Raw genomic sequence first — 20,803 nt, 5'->3', positions numbered from 1 at the left:
GAAACCGCTACTTATACTATAATATATAAAGTGGGAATGACTCTATCGCATTACGATAGAGCAAGGAGCTTATATGTCAAAGCCCGGTAATGGACATAAGTTTATCGAAGAACCGCAGCTTACCTCCAGCGAACAACGCGAGATTGATCAAAAGATTGAATTTGAAACAGCTAAGTCATTTCATAGCATGGTAAAACTTGGGGCTTTCGCCAATATATTTGGCGCTCTTCTTTATGTTCTTGCGATCTATAAAACGACTCGACCTGTATTAATTATTTCTTGGTATGTAGCTCTGGTGACAGCAAACTTGCTCAATGTTTTATGGGCACTGCGTTTTGAATATGGACGAATGACACGCGAAGAAATATTTAAATGCCGCAAAGGGTTTCTCTATATTGTCATTTTAATCTGTTTGATATGGAGCAGTATTGGCATTTTGTTTATGGATGATGGGGTTAATCAACAAATGACTACCATTATTTTTTTATCTGCTGTATTAATTTGTTTTTCCTTCTCAACTGCAATTGATTTAACAATGGGAATTGTGAGCATTGTTTGTTTACTCACCCCTACACTTTTGTATCATCTCTATTTAATCATTGATTCAATTCGTTCTGAGGCCAGTCATCTCAGTATATCGATTACTGGCTCCTTTTTAGTACTTGGTATATTTATGATGATTGCGTGCTTTGTTGGGAACCGAATCATTTTAAAGGTATTTCGTTTGGGATATGAAAATGCGTTACTCAGTCAGAAACTGGAAGATATGAATGCCTCTTTGGAGCAACGAGTCAAAGAACGCACTGACGAGTTAGAAAAATCACTGACATTGGTGACCTATCAGGCAACCCATGATCTATTAACTGATTTACCTAATGAACGTTTTCTTTATGAGCATATTCATGATGTAACTGAACAAGCTATTAAAAGTCATCAAAAGTTCGCCATTGCCTGTTTTTCACTAAACAATATGATGAAAATTAATGACAGCATTGGTCATCAAGCGTCCGCTACGATTATCCACCGTATTGCGCAACGTTTTGCACAACTTGCAGTAAAAAATAAAAAATATTTCATTTCATTATTACGTAAAGATGTTTTTGTTATTTTAATTGATCCCATCAGTAATATGTCAGAAATAGAAGACTGTACCGAAGATTTATTTATGGTCTTAGATAATCCCGTCTATGTTTCCCAACAAGAATTGAATTTAACCGCAAGCATTGGCATCAGTGTATTTCCGACTGATGGCAGGGATGTAGATACATTGATTACGCATGCAGAGGCTGCACGAACACTTGCGACAGAGCGCGGTGGAAATAGTGTGCGCATTTTTAATACAGTAATTACTGCAGATGCATCCAGACAATTAAACATTGAAAATCAACTCTTTCGCGCGATTGAAAATAATGAGTTAATCTTAAATTACCAACCCTTCATAGACTTAAGAACCGGAACAGTTTGTGGTGCAGAAGCTTTAGTACGTTGGCAAAGTCCCGTGTTTGGATTAGTCTCGCCACTGGAATTTATTCCTTTGGCAGAAGCAAATGGAATGATTCTGCCTATTGGAGAATGGGTATTAACCACTGCATGCAAACAACTAAAAAAATGGCGAGATTCTGGCTTTAAATTAACCATATCAGTTAATTTATCAGCCAAGCAATTAATACAACACGATCTTGTCGATCGCATTCGGAACGTTTTAAATAAGGTTAAACTGTCTCCCAAGCACCTCGAGTTGGAACTGACAGAGTCTAATGCGTTTCACAATGAAGCCATTCCAATTATTAATAAATTTACAGAGATGGGCATTGCACTCGCTATAGATGATTTTGGTACTGGTTATTCAGAGTTTGGTAACTTAAAGTTATTTAAAATCAATAAAATAAAAATTGATAAAACTTTCATTCAAGATATTGAGGTCAGTATTGATAGTAGAAATATTGTAAGTAACACTATTGCCTTGGCACATCGGATGAATATTGATTGCCTGGCAGAAGGGGTAGAAACGCTAGAGCAAATTAAATTTTTAAAAGAAAACGGATGTTACATCATGCAAGGTTTTTACTTTAGTAAACCTTTAGAGACCAAAGATTTTACTGAGTTTTTAAAGACCCACTCCAAAAATACCTACGAAACTTTAACCAATTGGTAAAAATATAAATACAACCAGGGTCTATTTCCATTTCGATATCTGATGACATTATCTGGGACTATTGGTAGCATGATGCACATTAAGTGATTGACTTAGCAAACGGAAGTTGCTCATGCAGAATATTGTTGATGTAGTACAAAGTAGGGCGCAGAAACATCCTCATCAAAAAGCCATTTTCTATTTAGAAGACGGTGAACTCAAAACCGCAGAACTTACTTTAGCCGAATTGGATCAGCAAGCAAAAATTATTGCTGCCCATTTACAAGCCCATGAAATAACTGGCAACCGCGTCATCCTTCTTTATCCAACAGGGGTCGAGTTTATAACGAGTTTAATGGGTTGTTGGTATGCTGGCGTAATCGCCGTACCAATACCTTGCCCTAAAATGGATGAGTTTACGAAACAGGAGGCATTCCTGAATGCCATTGCTGAAGATGCCGACATTGCCGCAGTCTTAAGCCTGTCTCCATACCAATCAAATATTGAATCAACTCTAAAAAGAAAAGTACTCATACTCGTTACTGATGCGCTGAAGACTCAGCCGACTAAAAATTTTCAATCAATTTCTATTAATGAAGACACCATAGCCTACCTGCAATATACCTCGGGTTCAACTTCCGCGCCCAAAGCAGCAATTATAACGCATGGAAACTTGCAGCATAGTTTGCAAGAAACCATTAAAGTCTGGCAGTACACTAAAAAGAGCGTCACCTTGACCTGGGCACCCCATACCCATGTATACGGGTTGGTATGCGGCATATTGGTGCCACTCTATCATGGAACACCCGCTTTTATTGTACCTCCAGCTGCATTCATCAACAGGCCTATTACTTGGTTATCTGCTATTTCAACATATCGTGTAACACACAGTGGCTGCCCTAATTTTGGTTATGACATTTGTGTGCGCGACATTAACGAAGCAGAGCTTACTCGGCTTAACTTAAAACACTGGAAAGTAGCAATCAATGGCGGGGATATTGTTCAATATCAAACGCTTAGAAATTTCGTTACCAAATTCCAATCCTGTGGCTTTCAATTAAAACAATTTTGTTCAGCATACGGTATGTCTGAATTATCCGGCGCAATCGCGGTAACATCTTTTGAGTGTGAACCACGTTCCTTATCACCTGAAGATGAGGCGAATCCCCTGCAACGACACTTAGTAAGTAGTGGTAAATTATTAACAGGGCTGCAAGCAATTGCTGTTGATCCAGAAACAAAACAGCCAGTTGCTGCTGGGGAAACTGGTGAAATTTGGTTATCGGGCAAATCACTGGCCCTTGGTTATTGGCGACGTCCCGATGAAACCCAAACAGTATTCAATGCAACTGTATCTGGCAACGATCTGCGCTATTTTAAAACCGGAGATCTTGGATTTATCCTCGATAATGAAATTTTCCTAACTGGAAGATTAAAAGAAGTCATTGTTATTTATGGAAAAAAATATTATCCGCTTGACTTGGAAACCACAGTAGCCAACGCTCTTTCCAAATTGCAGATCTTACTCCCGCAAGTTGCTTTTTCTACAGAAAATGAGGGTAAAGAAAAAATTATTATTGTGCAGGAGCTGTCTGAAGAAACACCCGCTTCACTATGGCCTAAAATTAAGAGTATGATTCGTCATGCCATCACCCAACATCATGGAGTGGACGTTCATGCAGTCGTTTTAAGCCCTAAAGGGGCAATTCCCAAAACAGGTAGCGGCAAACTGCAACGAAAAAAAGCACAATCATTATTCAATGAACAAAATCTTGTCGTGTTAACTCAGGATTTACCCCAAAAGTCTCCAGAAAGCCCGAATGCACACCGTGACAAGGCGCATCAATTCTCAACTCTGGTAGCCAATGTATTGAAAATAGATGTAAAAGAAATCGACCTGGATGCACCTCTGAGCAGATACTCCTTTGACTCAATTAACATCATTCAGCTCACAGCCATACTTAACGCCACCTACCAGCTCGCTTTATCTCCTGCAACTTTGTATGAATATGCGACCTTAGCAGAGTTTTATGTGGATTTATTAGATAAAAAAATCAGGAACCCTGTAACGGAAGAGGCAAAACAACCCATTAAAGAAACAAACGACATTGCCATTATTGGAATAAGCGGCGTTTTTCCGCAAGCACCCGATGTGGATACCTTTTGGGATAATTTATTGCACGAAAAAGATTGCATCAGTGAAGTACCTTTATCACGTTGGAATTGGCAAGATTTAACCGTACGATGGGGTGGCTTTATTGATCATATCGATCAATTTGATGCAACGTTCTTTAATATCTCACCTCGTGAAGCAGAATTAATTGATCCACAACAACGATTATTTTTACAAACTGTTTGGAAAACAGTTGAAGATGCAGGATATGCCCCTTCCACTCTTGCTGCATTGAAAATAGGCTTGTTTGTAGGGGTATTTAATCATGATTATGCCGAGTTACTGCAAAAAAATGGGGTGATGGATCCGTATCTTACTACGGGCACGATGAACAGTATGATAGCCAATCGTATTTCCTACGTTTTAAACTTGCGTGGACCGAGTGAAACAATTGATACGGCCTGCTCCAGCTCTCTGGTTGCAGTGCACCAAGCAGTCCATGCGATTTTACAAGGTGACTGTGATTTGGCACTTGCAGGCGGAGTAAATACGTTAATTACCCCCACGTCCTTTATCGCCGCGAACCAAGCAGGCATGTTAAGTGAAGATGGACGTTGCAAAACTTTTGATAAAAACGCCAATGGTTACGTACGCGGTGAAGGTGCAGGTGCCATTTTATTGAAAAAATTAACCCAAGCATTGCGTGATGGCGATCACATCTATGGAGTAATCAAAGGAACTGCGGTAAATCATGGCGGGCATGTTAATACGCTGACTGCCCCCAATCCAAATGCTCAAGCAGAAGCGATCATTTCTGCATGTCAACGCGCTCATGTAAGCATCGACAGCATTCAATACATCGAAACCCATGGAACCGGAACACCACTAGGCGATCCCATCGAAATTAATGGTTTAAAAAAGGCATTTCACCACTTGGCATTAGAACAGCATCTGAAAACCTTGCCAAAACAGTACTGTGGATTGGGGGCAGTAAAAACAAACATTGGCCATTTGGAGTCTGCAGCAGGAATTGCAGGTATCATTAAAACCTTACTCGCGATGCGCCATGAGGTTTTACCCGCAAATTTGCATTTCAATGAATTAAATCCTTATATTGAAATCGAGGACAGTCCATTTTATCTCCTTGATAAAACGACTAAATGGCTAAAAACAGCAGGCACTCCCAGAAGAGCGGGAGTCAGTTCATTCGGTTTTGGTGGCGCAAACGCTCACATTATCCTCGAAGAAAGCCCAGAACACACAAACACTCCATTCCCTAACCATGATGCTTATCTAATTTGCTTATCGGCGATGACAATGACTGCTTTGCAGCAACGAATTGCTGATCTGCTCAGCTGGCTGGATCGGCAACAGGATTTAGCAAGCCTGGCTTCGCTCAGCTATACCTTAAACGCAGGCAGACAACATTTTGCCAAACGCTTTTGTGTCATCGTGAAGACAGTCGCCGAATTAAAGGAACAATTGCGATTCAGTTTATCCGCCGAGGATCTAGAGCGTCACATGCTTATAGATGAGTCATCCAATACAAATCATAGTAATGCCGTTGATTTGTATCACGTACGCAGAAAGTACCTAAAGGGTAAATCGATTGATTGGCATACAATCTATGGGGATTATCAACAGAAAATCGCACTCCCTACTTATCCCTTTGCTAAAGAATCTCATTGGGTAGCGAGCAAAGATAGATTCCTTTGCAAACTCATTGATGAACAGATCTCTACGTTTCCCTCTTCTACTTTTAGTAAGCAATTTTCCGGGAATGAATTTTATTTGTGTGAACATCGAATACATGATGAGCCCGTATTACCTGGTGCCGTATGTTTGGAAATGGCGCAGGTTGCCGCCAGTCTGGCCTCAGGTAATCAACCAATAAGCTCCCTAAGCAAAATCACCTGGAAAAAACCAATAAAAGCTTCGGACTGGTCCAAACTACTGCATGTCTGCTTATTTCCTGAAAGGGATGGAGTCTCTTTTGCAATCACTGATGAAAAGGAAATGGTTTCTTATATCAGCGGTGCTATTCATTATCGGGATAACTCCCTCGGTATCCCCCATAACAGGCTGAACATTGAGGAATTAAAATTAGCATTACCTCATACTCAAGACCCCAATACCATTTATTCTTATTTTGAAAATGCAGGCATAAGCTATGGTCCGAGTTTTCGCGTCATTAAGACCCTCTATTTTAATGAGACGAATCTCTTGGCGGAACTGACTCTACCCTCCTCTTTGTCCACCAGGAGCAATGAATTTATAATACATCCTTGTTTGTTCGATGGAATGTTACAAACAACGCAGGCTTTACTGAAAAATCGTGACGTGCTTTATCTGCCTTTTTCTATTACCCAGGTGGATATTTATAAGCCTTTAACAAATACCTGTTATGTATATGCCCAACTGATTTCTTCTATAGATAATCAACATTTACCCGTTTTTAATATTCAGGTCACCGATGCAGAAGGTGCGCTCTTGTTGGTTATTACAGGATTTACCTTGGGTGCAGTAAATGACTCCATCAAACTGGAGGCAACTGTTGCTCACTATTCCCCTGTATGGGTTGCTCAACCTTTGTATTCGGCAACGAGAAAACATCCAAACTCCATAATGATTCTAGGAAGTAATGAGCAGTCAATACAATTGATAAAAGAACAATTTGCTGAGCACGCTACATCGTGTCAACGAATACAGGAATCCCATTTTGCACAGCTCGACGCACTGAGCGATTACCTTATTATTGCTCTGGAAGAATTCAATGAACCCCTGTTTTCGCTTGAAGAGATCAAAAAAAACTTGGAGAAAACCTATTATCTAGTTCATACATTGGTAACTCAGATCAGTAAATTAAAACCAAAAAAAGCAGTCCGATTAATTTGTATCGGCAAAAAACTCTCTCTTTTTTCACGTGCTTTAGTTGGATTTGCAAAAAGCCTGCATCAAGAAAAATCCAACATTTTATGTCGTTTTATTGAATTACATGATCTTAGCCTGCTGGCCGAGGAGCTCACCCAAAATGAAATTGAAGTTCGATACGATAAACAGAACCATCGTTATATCCGACGTTACGAAGTCTTACCTCCCGCTCTAACAACTGCACCAACTCTCAAAAAGTCAGGGGTTTATTTAATTACTGGCGGAATGGGAGGACTAGGTTATTTGTTCGCACGGTATTTAGCAGAACATTATCAGGCCAAAATCGTATTAACTGGTCGCTCCCCTCTATCTGAGCACTATCAAAAACGCATTGAAGAACTGGAAAAGAAAAATGCCTCGGTAGTGTATTTAACCGCTGATGTATCATCCTACGAGGAAGTCCATGCTCTTATCCAAAATACTAAAGAGCACTTCGGCACAATTAACGGCATTATTCATGCAGCAGGCCTTACTCATGATGGGTTTATTGTAGATAAAAAAATCCCGGAAATAGTAAAAGTTTTAGAGCCTAAAATTTATGGCGCCAGCAATCTGCATACCACAACACTTAAAGAGCCGTTAGATTTCTTTGTGCTGTTTTCATCTGTAGCAGCCGTGTTTGGCAATGCTGGACAAAGTGATTATGCTTATGCCAATTGTTTTCTAGATGAATTTGCATACGAACGGGAACAGCAAAGAAGACTTGGCCATTGTTCTGGATATACAGTTTCGATTAACTGGCCACTGTGGGAAGAAGGGGGATTACAGATTGCTCCTGAATACCAAAAAGAACTTGAAAAAACCTTAGGCATTATAAGCTTATCCACACCACAGGGATTCACCGCATTCTTGCGGGCATTACAGAACCATCACCCAAATTGTATTGTTCTTCCAGGCTATCAACAAAAACTCACAGCCGCATTACAAAATAACTCTGTGCTGAAACAAGCACTAGCAACTCAGAGCCAAATGATCAACTCCAACTTACAGGAACAAACCGAGAATTTTTTAAGAACAATACTGGCAGATACCTTGAAATGTTCGCCAGAGCAGATTGATCGAAATTTACCCTTCGAAAATTATGGCATTGACTCCTTGATGATTATCCAACTCAATCAGCGTTTGGCCAATGAATTTAGCGCATTACCCAAAACATTATTTTTTGAATATCAAAACCTGGTTGAATTAGCGGAATACTTCATCACACAGGAGGCTGATGAATTAATTCAGCGTTTACCTAATGCGGGAATGACCCAATTTCTTAACGCAATGACAGCACCCAGACGTTTTGGTTTTACAAAAAATACGACTAAATCACCGGATATTAGACGTTTTCAGGAACTCGCCACAGAGAGCGAAGAGCGAGGAGAAACGGAGCGCAGAACCGGAGTCTGCCAGTCACATGAGGATTCGAGTACCGTATCGACGTTTCCGGAAAAGTCTATCGCCATTATTGGGATTAGCGGACGTTATCCTGAAGCTAAAGATTTAACCGAATTTTGGCACAATCTGTATGTAGGGAAAGACTGTATTCGCGAAATTCCCAAAGAGCGATGGGTGTTGGCGGACTATTTTGATGTGAATCAAAATCATCCTGGTAAAACGTACAGTAAATGGGGTGGTTTTTTAACAGATGTGGATCAATTTGATCCCTTGTTTTTTAATATATCGCCACGCGAAGCCGCGTTGATGGATCCTCAAGAGCGATTATTTTTAGAAACCGCATGGAAAACCGTAGAAGATGCCGGATATGCACGTGATGCATTAGCGGGGCAAAAAGTCGGCGTCTATGTGGGAGTAATGTACGGACAATATCAATTATTTGGTAACGAACCTACACAGACCAATCAATTTGTTCCAACAAACTCCATATTTGCTTCAATTGCCAACCGAGTTTCTTATTTTTTTGATTTTCATGGTCCGAGTATCGCACTGGATACAATGTGTTCTTCTTCGCTTACTGCAATCCATTTAGCATGCCAAAGCATACATCAAGGCGAATGTGACATGGCCCTTGCTGGCGGAGTAAATCTTTCCCTGCACCCCAATAAGTATCTCTTGTTGAGCCACGGAAAATTTTTGGCGAGTGATGGACATTGCCGTAGTTTTGGTGAGGGCGGCAATGGCTATGTACCGGGTGAGGCCGTTGGCGCAATACTGCTCAAACCCTTAGATAAAGCGCTTGCAGATGGCGATCTGATTTATGCAGTGATTAAAGGCAGCCACCTCAATCATGGTGGAAAAACAAACGGTTACACCGTACCTAATCCAAATGCACAAGCAGACTTGCTTGCTGAAACCTACCAAAAAGCAAATATTGACCCAACACAAGTAAGCTATATAGAAGCACACGGCACGGGAACGTCACTGGGCGACCCCATTGAAATTGCCGGGTTAAACAAGGTATTTGGTCAAGGGAAAATGCAGCAATGCTGTGCTATTGGTTCAGTAAAATCCAATATTGGTCATTGTGAGTCTGCTGCAGGAATTGCTGCAGTCACCAAAGTGGTCTTGCAATTACAACACCATACATTGGTTCCCTCTCTTTTTTCTGCACCATTAAATAGCAACATTAATTGGTCCACAACACCATTTCGTGTGCAACATACCGTAAGCGAATGGCAACAACCATTACCCAACACACCACGCATTGCCGGAATCAGTTCTTTTGGTGCAGGAGGTGCTAATGCCCATATGATTTTATCTGAAGCCCCAGAAACTTTGTCTGTACCGACAAGGAAAAAATCACATTATTTGCTCACAGTTTCTGCCAAGACTGAACTTGCATTAAATCAACGTCTGGATGATTTATTGCGTTGGTTGGAAAACAATCCATTCGCAGAACTGGAGCAAGTCAGTTACACATTAAACGCAGGCAGAACACATTTTGATTGTCGTTGCGCTATGGTGGTCAGTTCGCTGGAAGAGGTAGTCCGTTTTGTCCAACAATTTAAAGCACAACAACAGCCCGCTCAGTTATTGCTCCGAATAAATGGAGCAAACACGCCGGAAACCAGACTGTTTGGTGCCACTCTATTACCGATTTTGACCCACCAGTTGTCTCAGCCTTCTCAATATAAAGAAACCCTACTGGCGCTGGCAAAACTCTATGTGGAAGGACAAGATCTGGATTGGAGGCAAATCCATGCAGGTGAATCCAAGAAAAAAATATCTTTGCCTACTTATCCTTTTGCCAAAGAACGTTACTGGTACTCTGATGGGGACCAATGCAGTTCAACTCTGGAAAGACAAACCCATTTGCCATTAATGCACAATGCACTCATCGACAAGGTCAGTTCATTTCTTACTCGGCAAGTGGTCCAAATACTGAAAATGAACCAACACCGAATTGCACTAGAAAAAAATCTTGGTGAGTACGGGATGGATTCGGTACATTTTATTGAACTGGCTAAAAAAATCAGCGAACACTACCAGATCGAGTTTACCCCTGCCGTATTCTTTACACATAGTAGTGTAAGCACGATTAGTCAATACCTAATGAACCAATTTCCAGAAACTGTAGCCAAAACACATCATGAAGCAATACAACTGCCAATTCATGCTCCTGCAGTCAAATCCAGACGCATAGCAACTGATGGATCTGAAGCAATTGCCATTATTGGTATGCAAGGAATTTTCCCACAATCCGATGATCTTACAACATTTTGGCAACATTTGCTGAGGGGGGATGATTTAGTTACCGAGATCCCTATAGAACGCTGGGACTGGCGTGATTATTATGGGAATCAAGCGCATCAAAGTAATTCTAAATGGGGCGCGTTTATTACCAATTTCGATCAATTTGATGCAGGATTTTTTAATATTTCCGCCCGAGAGGCAAATCTCATGGATCCGCAACAACGACTCTTTTTGGAAATTGTATGGAAAACCATTGAAGATGCAGGCTATGATCCTTTTACATTATCCTCACAAAACATTGGCGTTTTTGCCGGCGTTGAATTTAGCGAATATCAGACCTTAATTGCCAAACAACAAAAAGAACACCATGGATTTATCGCTACGGGTAATTCGCATAGCATGATAGCCAATCGTGTTTCCTACTTTTTCAATTTTCAAGGCCCAAGTGAAGCGATTGATACCGCATGCTCAAGCTCATTGGTCGCAATTCACCGTGCAGTACAAGCAATTCGTCATGGCGAATGCGATTTAGCTGTTGCAGGCGGTGTAAGCCTCATCTTAAGTCCCGATACTTTAGTTGTCACAAGCCAACTGGGGGCCTTATCCGCAGATGGTCGTTGCAAAACTTTTGCTAAAACTGCCGACGGCTATGTTAAAGGAGAAGGGGTAGCCGCTCTTTTACTGAAACCATTAAAGCAAGCACAAGAAGACGGTGATCATATCTATGGAGTCATTAAAGCATCTGCAGTAAATCATGGCGGCAAGGCTCAATCTTTGACTGCACCTAATGCAGCGGCACAAAGCGAGCTATTGATTCGTGCCTATAACCAAGCCCATTTCGACCCTGATACGGTAACTTACATTGAAACTCACGGTACAGGTACTGCTTTAGGTGACCCTGTTGAAATTGAAGGTTTAAAACGTGCATTTGCGACATTACTTCCATCCGGTGCAAAGCACAAATCGATTGCCTTAGGTTCTGTAAAAACGAATATCGGTCATTTGGAGCCTGCATCAGGAATTGCAGGGGTGATCAAGCTTATTTTGGCCATGACCCATGAAACCCTCCCGGGTATTTTACATTTGCATGAATTAAACCCTTACATCAATTTAACCGATACACCGTTCTATATTGCCAAAGAGACCCAAACCTGGCCGCGCATCAAAAATGAGACTGGTGATGATATTCCATTGCGTGCAGGAATCAGCTCATTTGGCTTTGGTGGAACCAATGCCCATATTGTGCTTGAGGAAGGTCGCCCCCATCAGACAATGGCTGGAAACCGGCAAGCCAAACCCTACTATTTAATCACGCTTTCTGCCAAACAACAGGACAGCATGCAGCAAAAAATAGTGGAACTGCAGCAATGGCTAAATCAAAATAAGGAAACCATTTCCTTGCCTGCACTGAGTTTTACCCTCAATGCGGGTCGAGCGCATTTTATTTACCGTTGTGCCCTGGTGGTAGATTCTCTTGATGCGTTAGCAAATGCATTGACCTTATTAGTCAACCATGAAATTCCCGAGTATTGCATACTGAATGAAGGGCAAACCTGGACGATTCAGGGACCAGTATTTGATGAAGTATATCAAGCAGCAATTATGGCCTTAATTCAGCCAGAAAATTCAGAGCAATATCGTCATAAATTATTTATTCTGGCGGATTTATATACGAAGCATTATGTTATTGACTGGCAACGGGTTTATCTCGGAGAAAAGATACAAAGGCTGGGGTCTTTGCCTGCTTATCCATTTATTAAACAGCGTTACTGGTATGATTTGGAGTTCAATTTCATGCCTACGCCACAAACCTGTATGATTCCGCCGCACCCTGACTTGCCCGCGGCATCCATGGATCCCATGCGCAACGTGGGTTCTACGATAAATTATCAACAAACCCTGATGTATTTGCAGCAGATATTCGCAGAACAATTACATACCTCTCCCGAACTCATTCACGCAGATGAAACTTATGAGGTCTTTGGAGTAGACTCCTTGATTGGCTTGGAAATTACAAATCGCTTGGAAAAAGATTTTGGCTCCTTACCGAAAACATTACTCTATGAACGTAATCGATTAAATGATTTAGCGAACTATTTGCTCAAAAATTATAGAGAAAAATTATCCACACTGATGTTCGCGGGTAAGACCATGCCATTAGCAGCGCCTCTTGAAATAGAAACGGTTACCCCCCCCACCCCTACGCCCAAGATCAGTCATTCATCCCGTGATATTGCCATTATCGGTTTAAGCGGCACCTTCCCTATGGCCAACTCCATGGATGAATTTTGGCAAAACTTAAGTTCCGGACGCAACTGTGTCAGTGAAATTCCTGCTGATCGCTGGAATTACAAAGAGTACCCTGTAGAGATTGGAGGCAAAGAACACTATTTCCCTCATGGAGGGTTTATTCCTGATATCGATAAATTTGATCCCATGTTTTTTAATATTTCACCACGCGATGCAGGACTTATGGATCCCCAAGAACGCTTGTTCATGCAGTCTGTATGGTCTACCTTGGAAGACGCAGGCTATACCCGTGACAAATTAAAACGTAAAGCCCAAAATTCAGTCGGCGTCTTTGCTGGGGTGACTTATAATTTTTACCCATTATTTATCGCCGAAGAATGGCAAAAAGGAAACCGGGTACCTCTTGATATTCAATCGTTTTCAGTCGCAAACCGGATTTCTTATTTCCTTGATATAAATGGTCCAAGTTTTGTTATCGATACAGCGTGTTCCTCTTCTTTGGCGGCAATTCATTTAGCATGTGAAAGCCTCTTGCGTGGTGATTGTGCGATGGCGATTGCTGGTGGCGTTAATTTGTCATTACATCCCAGCAAGTATCACTTTCTCGGCAGTTTTAACTTTATGTCTGCACAAGGACGTTGTGCGAGTTTTGCTGAAGGTGGTACAGGTTATGTGCCGGCAGAAGGAGTTGGTTCTGTATTATTAAAACCTTTGGCTGATGCAATTGCCGATAATGATAGGATTTATGGGGTAATCAAAGGAAGCAGTATGAATCATGGAGGTAAAACCAGCGGTTATACTGTTCCTAATCCTAATGCCCAGGCAGCTGTAATTCTCCAAGCTTTAAAAAATGCCAATATTGACGCACGAACGGTATCTTATATCGAAGCGCATGGCACAGGAACCGCATTAGGCGATCCCATAGAAATCCGCGGCCTACAAGATGCTTTTGAAAACTATACCGAGGACAAACAATTTTGTGCGATTGGTTCTGTCAAATCCAATATTGGACACCTGGAATCCGCAGCAGGCATATCGCAATTGGCCAAGGTACTTTTGCAAATGCGTCACCAAAAATTAGTGCCCACATTGCATAGCACGCAATTAAACCCTTTTATTGATTTTCAAAACTCACCTTTCTATGTTCAGCAAGAACTGAGTGATTGGCAACCCGAGAATAATTTGCCGCGTCGTGCAGGGATAAGCTCCTTTGGTGCAGGCGGCGCCAATGTGCATATGATAATCGAAGAATACGTCCCCTCAATAAAACCCCAAAGTACAATAAAAAGCCCTTACGTTTTCTTATTATCTGCATTAAATGAAGAGCGTTTGGCAATACAAATACAACAAATACAGCGTTATGTGCAGCAAAACAACCATACACGAAATAAAGAATGGCTCAGAGATGCATGCTTCACCTTACAAACAGGGCGAGAACACATGGCGGCGCGATTTGCGGTAATTGTAACCAATACTGACGAATTACTTACTGCCCTAACAAACTATCCGCATAACAAGGGTTTAAATACCTGGGTAAATCATAATAGTCAAAGTCATCACCAGGCGTCTCCTCACATGGAGGAACAAATCAGTAATGAGCGTTATGAAGAATTAGTCCAGCATTGGATTAATGGGGCAAAAGTGGAGTGGGAACGAGCATACAAACAATTACCCAATCTTATTTCTTTACCTACTTATCCATTTATGAAACGACGGTGCTGGATACCTACAAAAGAGGTAGAAACACCTCCTATAACTCAGCCAACGATTCAACCTCCTGTTACCAATACAGAGCTGGTCGATATCCAAAATTGGCTCTACCTTACTGAATGGCAGAAAAATCCGCAAACGGCTCCATCTGCATTAGTTAGTCGTAAAGGAAAATGGCTAATATTCTGTGAACCGGAGTTCGTCCCTGTATTAAAGCAGGAGCTTGGTGAACAAGCGGGTATTTATTGTTTCACTCACAATCAATTTGCATCAATTGATAATCATGAATACACCATCAATGCCGCACAAAAAGCAGATTACGCACGGCTTTTCGCAACACTTCACGCCCAACACAAAGACAATTTAATAGGGGTCATTTATTTATGTCCCACGTTTGTTGCAAGTGAAGAAAAACCTGCTGATCCAAGCCTGGCATTACTCTATTTATTGCAAGCAATGGCACAGTACTCTTGGCCGCACCAATTAACCTTTTGTCTTGCATCGCAATCAGCGCAGCAGGTTACCCCTACAGATACCCTTAATATCTGGCAACATCATCTCTGGTCCATGACCCGTATTTTTGCCGCCGAACAAGCAAAATACCAAGCTTTATTGCTTGATTTGGATGCGAATGAAAACATAGAACAAAATGCCAGAATCCTGATTAAAGAGTTAGGGCAATACCAAAGCACACAAAATCATATTGCCTACCGTGCTTCCGAAAGGTATACCATTCGCTTCCTTCCTCATGAAATATCGCAAAACGATAATGTTCATCCTGCCTGGAAAGCTCCAGTTGCTGCATTGATTACGGGTGGTTTAGGGGCTTTAGGCTATGAAGTCGCGGAATTTATTGTAACTCAAGGGACCCGCTTTATTTTGCTTACCGGAACAACAGAACTCACGCTAGAAACACCTGAAAAAGCTACCTTGCTCAAACAGCTAGAAGCAAAAGGAGTAGAAGTTCGCTACGCTGCAGTAGATGTTGCTGATAAAGAACAAATGCGCAAAATCATCAAAAAGGCAGAAAAAGCCTGGCAACAACCTATTGACGGCGTTTTTCATTTAGCGGGGATCACTACGGATAATGTCACAATTGAGAATATGGGTGAAGCATTATGGCGTGATGTGTTGCGCGTAAAAATACAAGGTTCATTAGTATTGCATGAACTCTTTTTACAGGCGCATTTGTCTTCTTTCGTGCTGTTTTCTTCCATCGCCGCAGTTCCTCATTTTGGTATGGCTGGGCTTAGCGCTTATGCCGTGGCGAATGAGTTTATGAACGGTCTTTCCTTATATCGTCGCAGTGTGCAATTACCCGCATCAAGTATTAACTGGGTAGCCTGGTCAGAAAAAGGAATGAGCCATAGACATAATCATGATGCATTTTTAGATGCGGTAGGGATGGCTTCTCTAAGTATTAAAAAAGGAATTGCTTTATTTAATATTCTGCTGCGGCTCAATCCAGCTGAAATCACAGTATGTAACATTCAATGGAAAAAATTTTTATCCGTGAATGCCACAGCCAAGCAACTTGATTTTTTTACTCATTTTGTTGACGAGTATGCCGTAAGCACCCAAACACCATTCGCTTCCTCATTAAATCAGGAGGAAATTGCTGCATTAGTCTTTAATTGCTTCGCCTCAGTATTAGGATTGGAAGTCACTGAAATTGACCGAGAAACACCCTTCCAACAGTATGGTATGGATTCTATTACGGGTATCGATTATACCGAACAACTGGGTAAGCATTTCCCTGATGTAGTCGCACCGATGGATTTATATCGCTATCCCACATTAAATCAATTAACTGAGTACATCGAGCAGCGCGTGCAAATCAACTGCGAACCGGATCCTGCACCACTTTTTAGCACAGAAAGAACCCTGGATCTGGATCAGTTAAATGATGTCCAACTCAATGAACTGCTTGAAATGGAATTAAAAGAATTAGAGCTGACTTATGAATGATACAACGAATTTAAAAAAATCATTGTTGATGATCCAAAAGCTCAAAAAGCTTTTGCAAGAACAGAATGAGAAATTATTTGCCCCCATTGCGATTATTGGGGTGAGTTGCCGTTTGCCCGAAGCCGATAATCCACAAGAATTTTGGGATTTATTATGTCAAGGCAAAAATGTCATTTCACCAATTCCTGAAACCCGCTGGGAGCTGTTGAAAGGAACCCGTGAAATGGCTCAACGTGATGACAATTTGGCTTATTGGGGAGGCTATTTACCCAAGATTGACGCGTTTGATGCGTATTTTTTTGGCATTAGTCCACGTGAAGCAATGCGAATGGATCCGCAGCAACGCATATTATTGGAGGTATCCTATGAATCGTTTGAAGATGCGGGTTTGACTGTTGATACCTTAGCTGGCTCTAATATGGGTGTTTTTTCCAGTTTGTACGCCAGCCAGTTCAGCCACCTGCAAAAACTGGATTCAGATATGGATGCCTTGTTTATTCCTACAGGGAGTGCCATCAGCATGGCAGCAAACCGCTTATCGTATTTATTCGATTTGCGCGGCCCAAGCCTGGTATTAGATACCGCATGTTCCTCTTCACTTATCGCCATTCAATTAGCTTGTTTAAACCTGCAAGCAAATTTATGTGATACCGCCTTAGTGAGTGCAGTAAATATTAACCTATTGCCTTCCATTCATTCAGTTTTAGCCAAAGCAACCATGCTTTCTCCTACTGGACAATGTCATACTTTTGATGCCAAAGCAGACGGTTACGTGCAAGGCGAAGGAGCAGGCGCCATTATTTTAAAACCACTTGCCCAAGCATTAAAGGATAAAAATAAAGTCTATGCGGTACTCACTGGCGGTGCAGTGAATCAAGATGGTAAAACAAACGGCTTAACGGCACCTAATGGTTTGCAGCAAGAACAATTATTGAGAGCAGCTTATCGAACGGCCAAAACAGATCCTGCCCATGTTTCCTATATCGAATGCCATGGAACAGGCACGTTCCTTGGCGACCCAATTGAAATTCAAGCTTTAGGAGAAGTGATTGGCAAAAATCGCAATTCTGATAGCCCATGTTGGATCAGCTCAGTCAAAACTAACTTAGGCCATTTGGAGCCTGCTGCAGGCATTATCAGTGTGATTAAAACGGCTTTAGCCTTAAAAAATGGTCTGATTCCTCCTCATCTTAACTTTAACCAGGCCAATCCCCATATTCCGTTTGAACGCTACTCCTTGCAGATTCCCAACCAACCAGAACAATTACCCAGATACAGCGATGTCGGTATTGCTGGGGTAAGTGGTTTTGGTTTTGGTGGTGCGAATGCACATCTTGTATTACGCGAGCTATCTTCAAATGAACAGCCTATTTTTACCGATGAAATCCGCAGGAATGAAGAACTATTTACTCTTTCTGCAAAGGAAAAATCTGCATTATTTGCTTTAATTGGTCGCTGGTGTAATTATTTAAAGAACAACTCGCAAACTAATTTGGCTCAGATTTGCTATAACCTCCATATCAGACGCTCTCATTTTGCACAACGCTTGGCGATCATTACAGATTCAGTTACTGATCTTTACCAAAAACTGGTTGCGTTACAAATCAATCCAGATGCCCAAATGGAGTTTATATTTATCAGTCACGAGCAAAAAAAATCGCTTCCGCCAATCCCGATATCTGAGTTTTCTACGTTGGATTTACCGGCTTTAGCAAAAAACTATGTGGCACATGCGCAGATTGATTGGAAAAAATATGAAGAAAAACGTTCTTATGCACCTCTCGATATGCCATTTTATCCATGGCAACACAAAACATATTGGCCAACCTTAGAGCAAGGGCTTAATGAAAACACCAACACAATCTATCCGATGCGTGGCAAAGTTCTTGTTTCGCCTTTACCCGCCCGACAGTTTGAATTCGTCTTTGACACCAAAATAATGCCTGAGGTTCAGGATACCTTTTATGTGCTACACGCAGGTTATTATCTGGAAATGTTAGCGTATGCAACCAAGCAATTATCACAAAAAACTTCTTTTATAGTGCAAAACCTCAATTATTTATCGCCCATATTAGTTCTAGATGGGAAAACGATTTCCGTACAACTTATCATCCAAACAGATGCAGAAGGCATATTATCATGTCGCTTTTATAGTAATGATGGCCAAGAATCTTGGATAGAGCATGCCAGCGGTACTTTAATCCCGAATAGTTCGCCCTCTTTCAACCAACTTGAACCCAAAGACGAACTCCTGCAACGACTCTCCATCTCAGGAACTACAGAAACGTTTTATAACCGAATAACAGAGATGGGTATGCCCGCCGGTGATACGATTCGTTGGGCACATCAATATTGGGCAAATAAAGATGAACTGTTTTGTGAGTTACGCGAACCCAAATCCTCAGAGCGAGGGAAACAGTTTATAACCCAGATGCATCCCGGTATTATTGATGCCTGTATTCAAACACTCTTTTTATTATTACCTAAGCGATTCAACAAACCCTATATTGCAGCACATATGGGAACCCTTAAGTTTTATGGTTCATTAGAAGATCAGAAATATGTATACACGATATTAAAAGAACTGCATCCAGAAGGGAAATACATACTTGCTGACTGGTACTTGCTTGATAATAACTACGCATTGATCGCTACATGCCATGATCTACGTATGACTGTGCTTAATGATACGCTGCAAATTAACCAAATTATGGAGATTCAAACTCAGTTCCAACTCGATTTCTCATTACCTTATGAAGTGTGTCAAACCAAATTGACCCAGTACTTAAGGGAGCAATTTGCGATGATTTTTTCAATGCCACAAGACGACATTAAACCTTACCAATCTTTACATGAACTAGGAATGGACTCACTCATGGCCCTGGCAGTGATCCGCATCATAGAAACTAACTTAGGCATCACTTACTCTTTACCCTTGATAATGCAAGGTCCATCCATTAATGAGATTGCAGAGTATGTATTAGCAAGCCAATGGTTAGGGCCCGCAAAGAAACCTCCTGAACTACAACTTTATTCTGAAAATAATCCTCTTAGGGAACTCACTTCGGAGCGAGAAATACAAAGAGATACTGGATACGTAACCGGAGAGTATACACATGTACCTGAGGATTCGAGCATCGTCTCGACGAAACAATTTCCCTCTGAAGTAGATTTTCCGAAAAAATCTACCATATGGATTGCCAATCGAAAAATACAAGAAAACGCACAAGTCCGTTTATTTTGTTTTCCTTATGGCGGAGGCGGCGCTTCAATTTATCGTGAATGGCAGCAGGAGTTTCCTGATTTCATCGAAGTGTGTCCTATACAGCTTCCTGGCAGGGAAAACCGAATGGAGGAGCAACCTCTTACTGACCTCAATTCCTTGATTTCAATCTTAGCTAATCAGCTTAAACCTCAATTCAACTTACCTTTTGCTTTTTTTGGCCATAGTTTTGGTTCACTAATTGGATTTGAGCTAAGTCGCTATTTGCGTCGCCATAATTTCACGCAACCTGAGCATCTTTTTGCCTCGGCTTATCCTGACCCGCGCATCCCCTCCAAAAGTTTGGATAATCTACTGGCAAAACTACACCAGATGAATATCAACTTATTTGATTTAAACTCCGAACGAATCAGTGAGTTAGACGATGAACAATTAACGGCCTTATCCGGAGTTTTTAAAGAAAACGGCGTTGTCGATTACAGCGATGAACGAATGAACAAAAGCATTATCAAGGTCTTATTGCCGATTTTTATCGGTGATATGAACCTTGTAAAAAGCTATGCTTATCGTGATGAATCGCCCTTAAAATCAAGTATTACCGTATTTTTAGGCAAAGAAGATACGTGGGTCTCTCCAGAAGATCATTTAGGATGGGTCGCTCATTCATTAGGAAATTGTGAGTTTCACCAATTTAATAGTGGGCATCTTTTTATAAGAGAAAAAGAAATAAGATCAAAAGTAATCCAGAAAATTACCGAGAAACTTCTGCATTTCAGTACTGCAGAATCGGAGATCTAACTTACTTTTCCATATGCGGTAGAACACGGTAAGTAGC

General features: G+C 41.2%; 3 protein-coding genes. All 3 read left to right on the top strand.

The annotated features are described in order from the left end of the window. Window positions 1–73: 73 nt before the first annotated feature. Window positions 74–2,155, top strand: coding sequence for a putative bifunctional diguanylate cyclase/phosphodiesterase (locus tag Lpar_RS01910; RefSeq protein ID WP_058516310.1), 2,082 nt, complete (start codon window positions 74–76; stop codon window positions 2,153–2,155). 112 nt (window positions 2,156–2,267) lie between these two features. Next, on the top strand, window positions 2,268–16,745 hold the full coding sequence (locus Lpar_RS01905) for an SDR family NAD(P)-dependent oxidoreductase (protein ID WP_058516309.1): 14,478 nt from the start codon (window positions 2,268–2,270) through the stop codon (window positions 16,743–16,745). Beyond that, window positions 16,738–20,766, top strand: coding sequence for a beta-ketoacyl synthase N-terminal-like domain-containing protein (locus tag Lpar_RS01900; protein WP_058516308.1), 4,029 nt, complete (start codon window positions 16,738–16,740; stop codon window positions 20,764–20,766). Before Lpar_RS01905 ends, Lpar_RS01900 begins: the two co-directional genes overlap by 8 nt. The last annotated feature ends 37 nt before the right edge of the window (window positions 20,767–20,803 follow it).

This window comes from Legionella parisiensis (assembly GCF_001467945.1).
GTDB lineage: Bacteria > Pseudomonadota > Gammaproteobacteria > Legionellales > Legionellaceae > Legionella > Legionella parisiensis.
The sequence above is the reverse complement of the archived record's forward strand: the minus strand, read 5'-3'. Positions and strand labels throughout refer to the sequence as shown.

What these genes read in the sequence shown, in the direction of transcription:
- Lpar_RS01910 (WP_058516310.1), top strand. Translation starts at nt 74, where the DNA reads ATGTCAAAGCCCGGTAATGGACATAAGTTTATCGAAGAACCGCAGCTT.
- Lpar_RS01905 (WP_058516309.1), top strand. Translation starts at nt 2,268, where the DNA reads ATGCAGAATATTGTTGATGTAGTACAAAGTAGGGCGCAGAAACATCCT.
- Lpar_RS01900 (WP_058516308.1), top strand. Translation starts at nt 16,738, where the DNA reads ATGAATGATACAACGAATTTAAAAAAATCATTGTTGATGATCCAAAAG.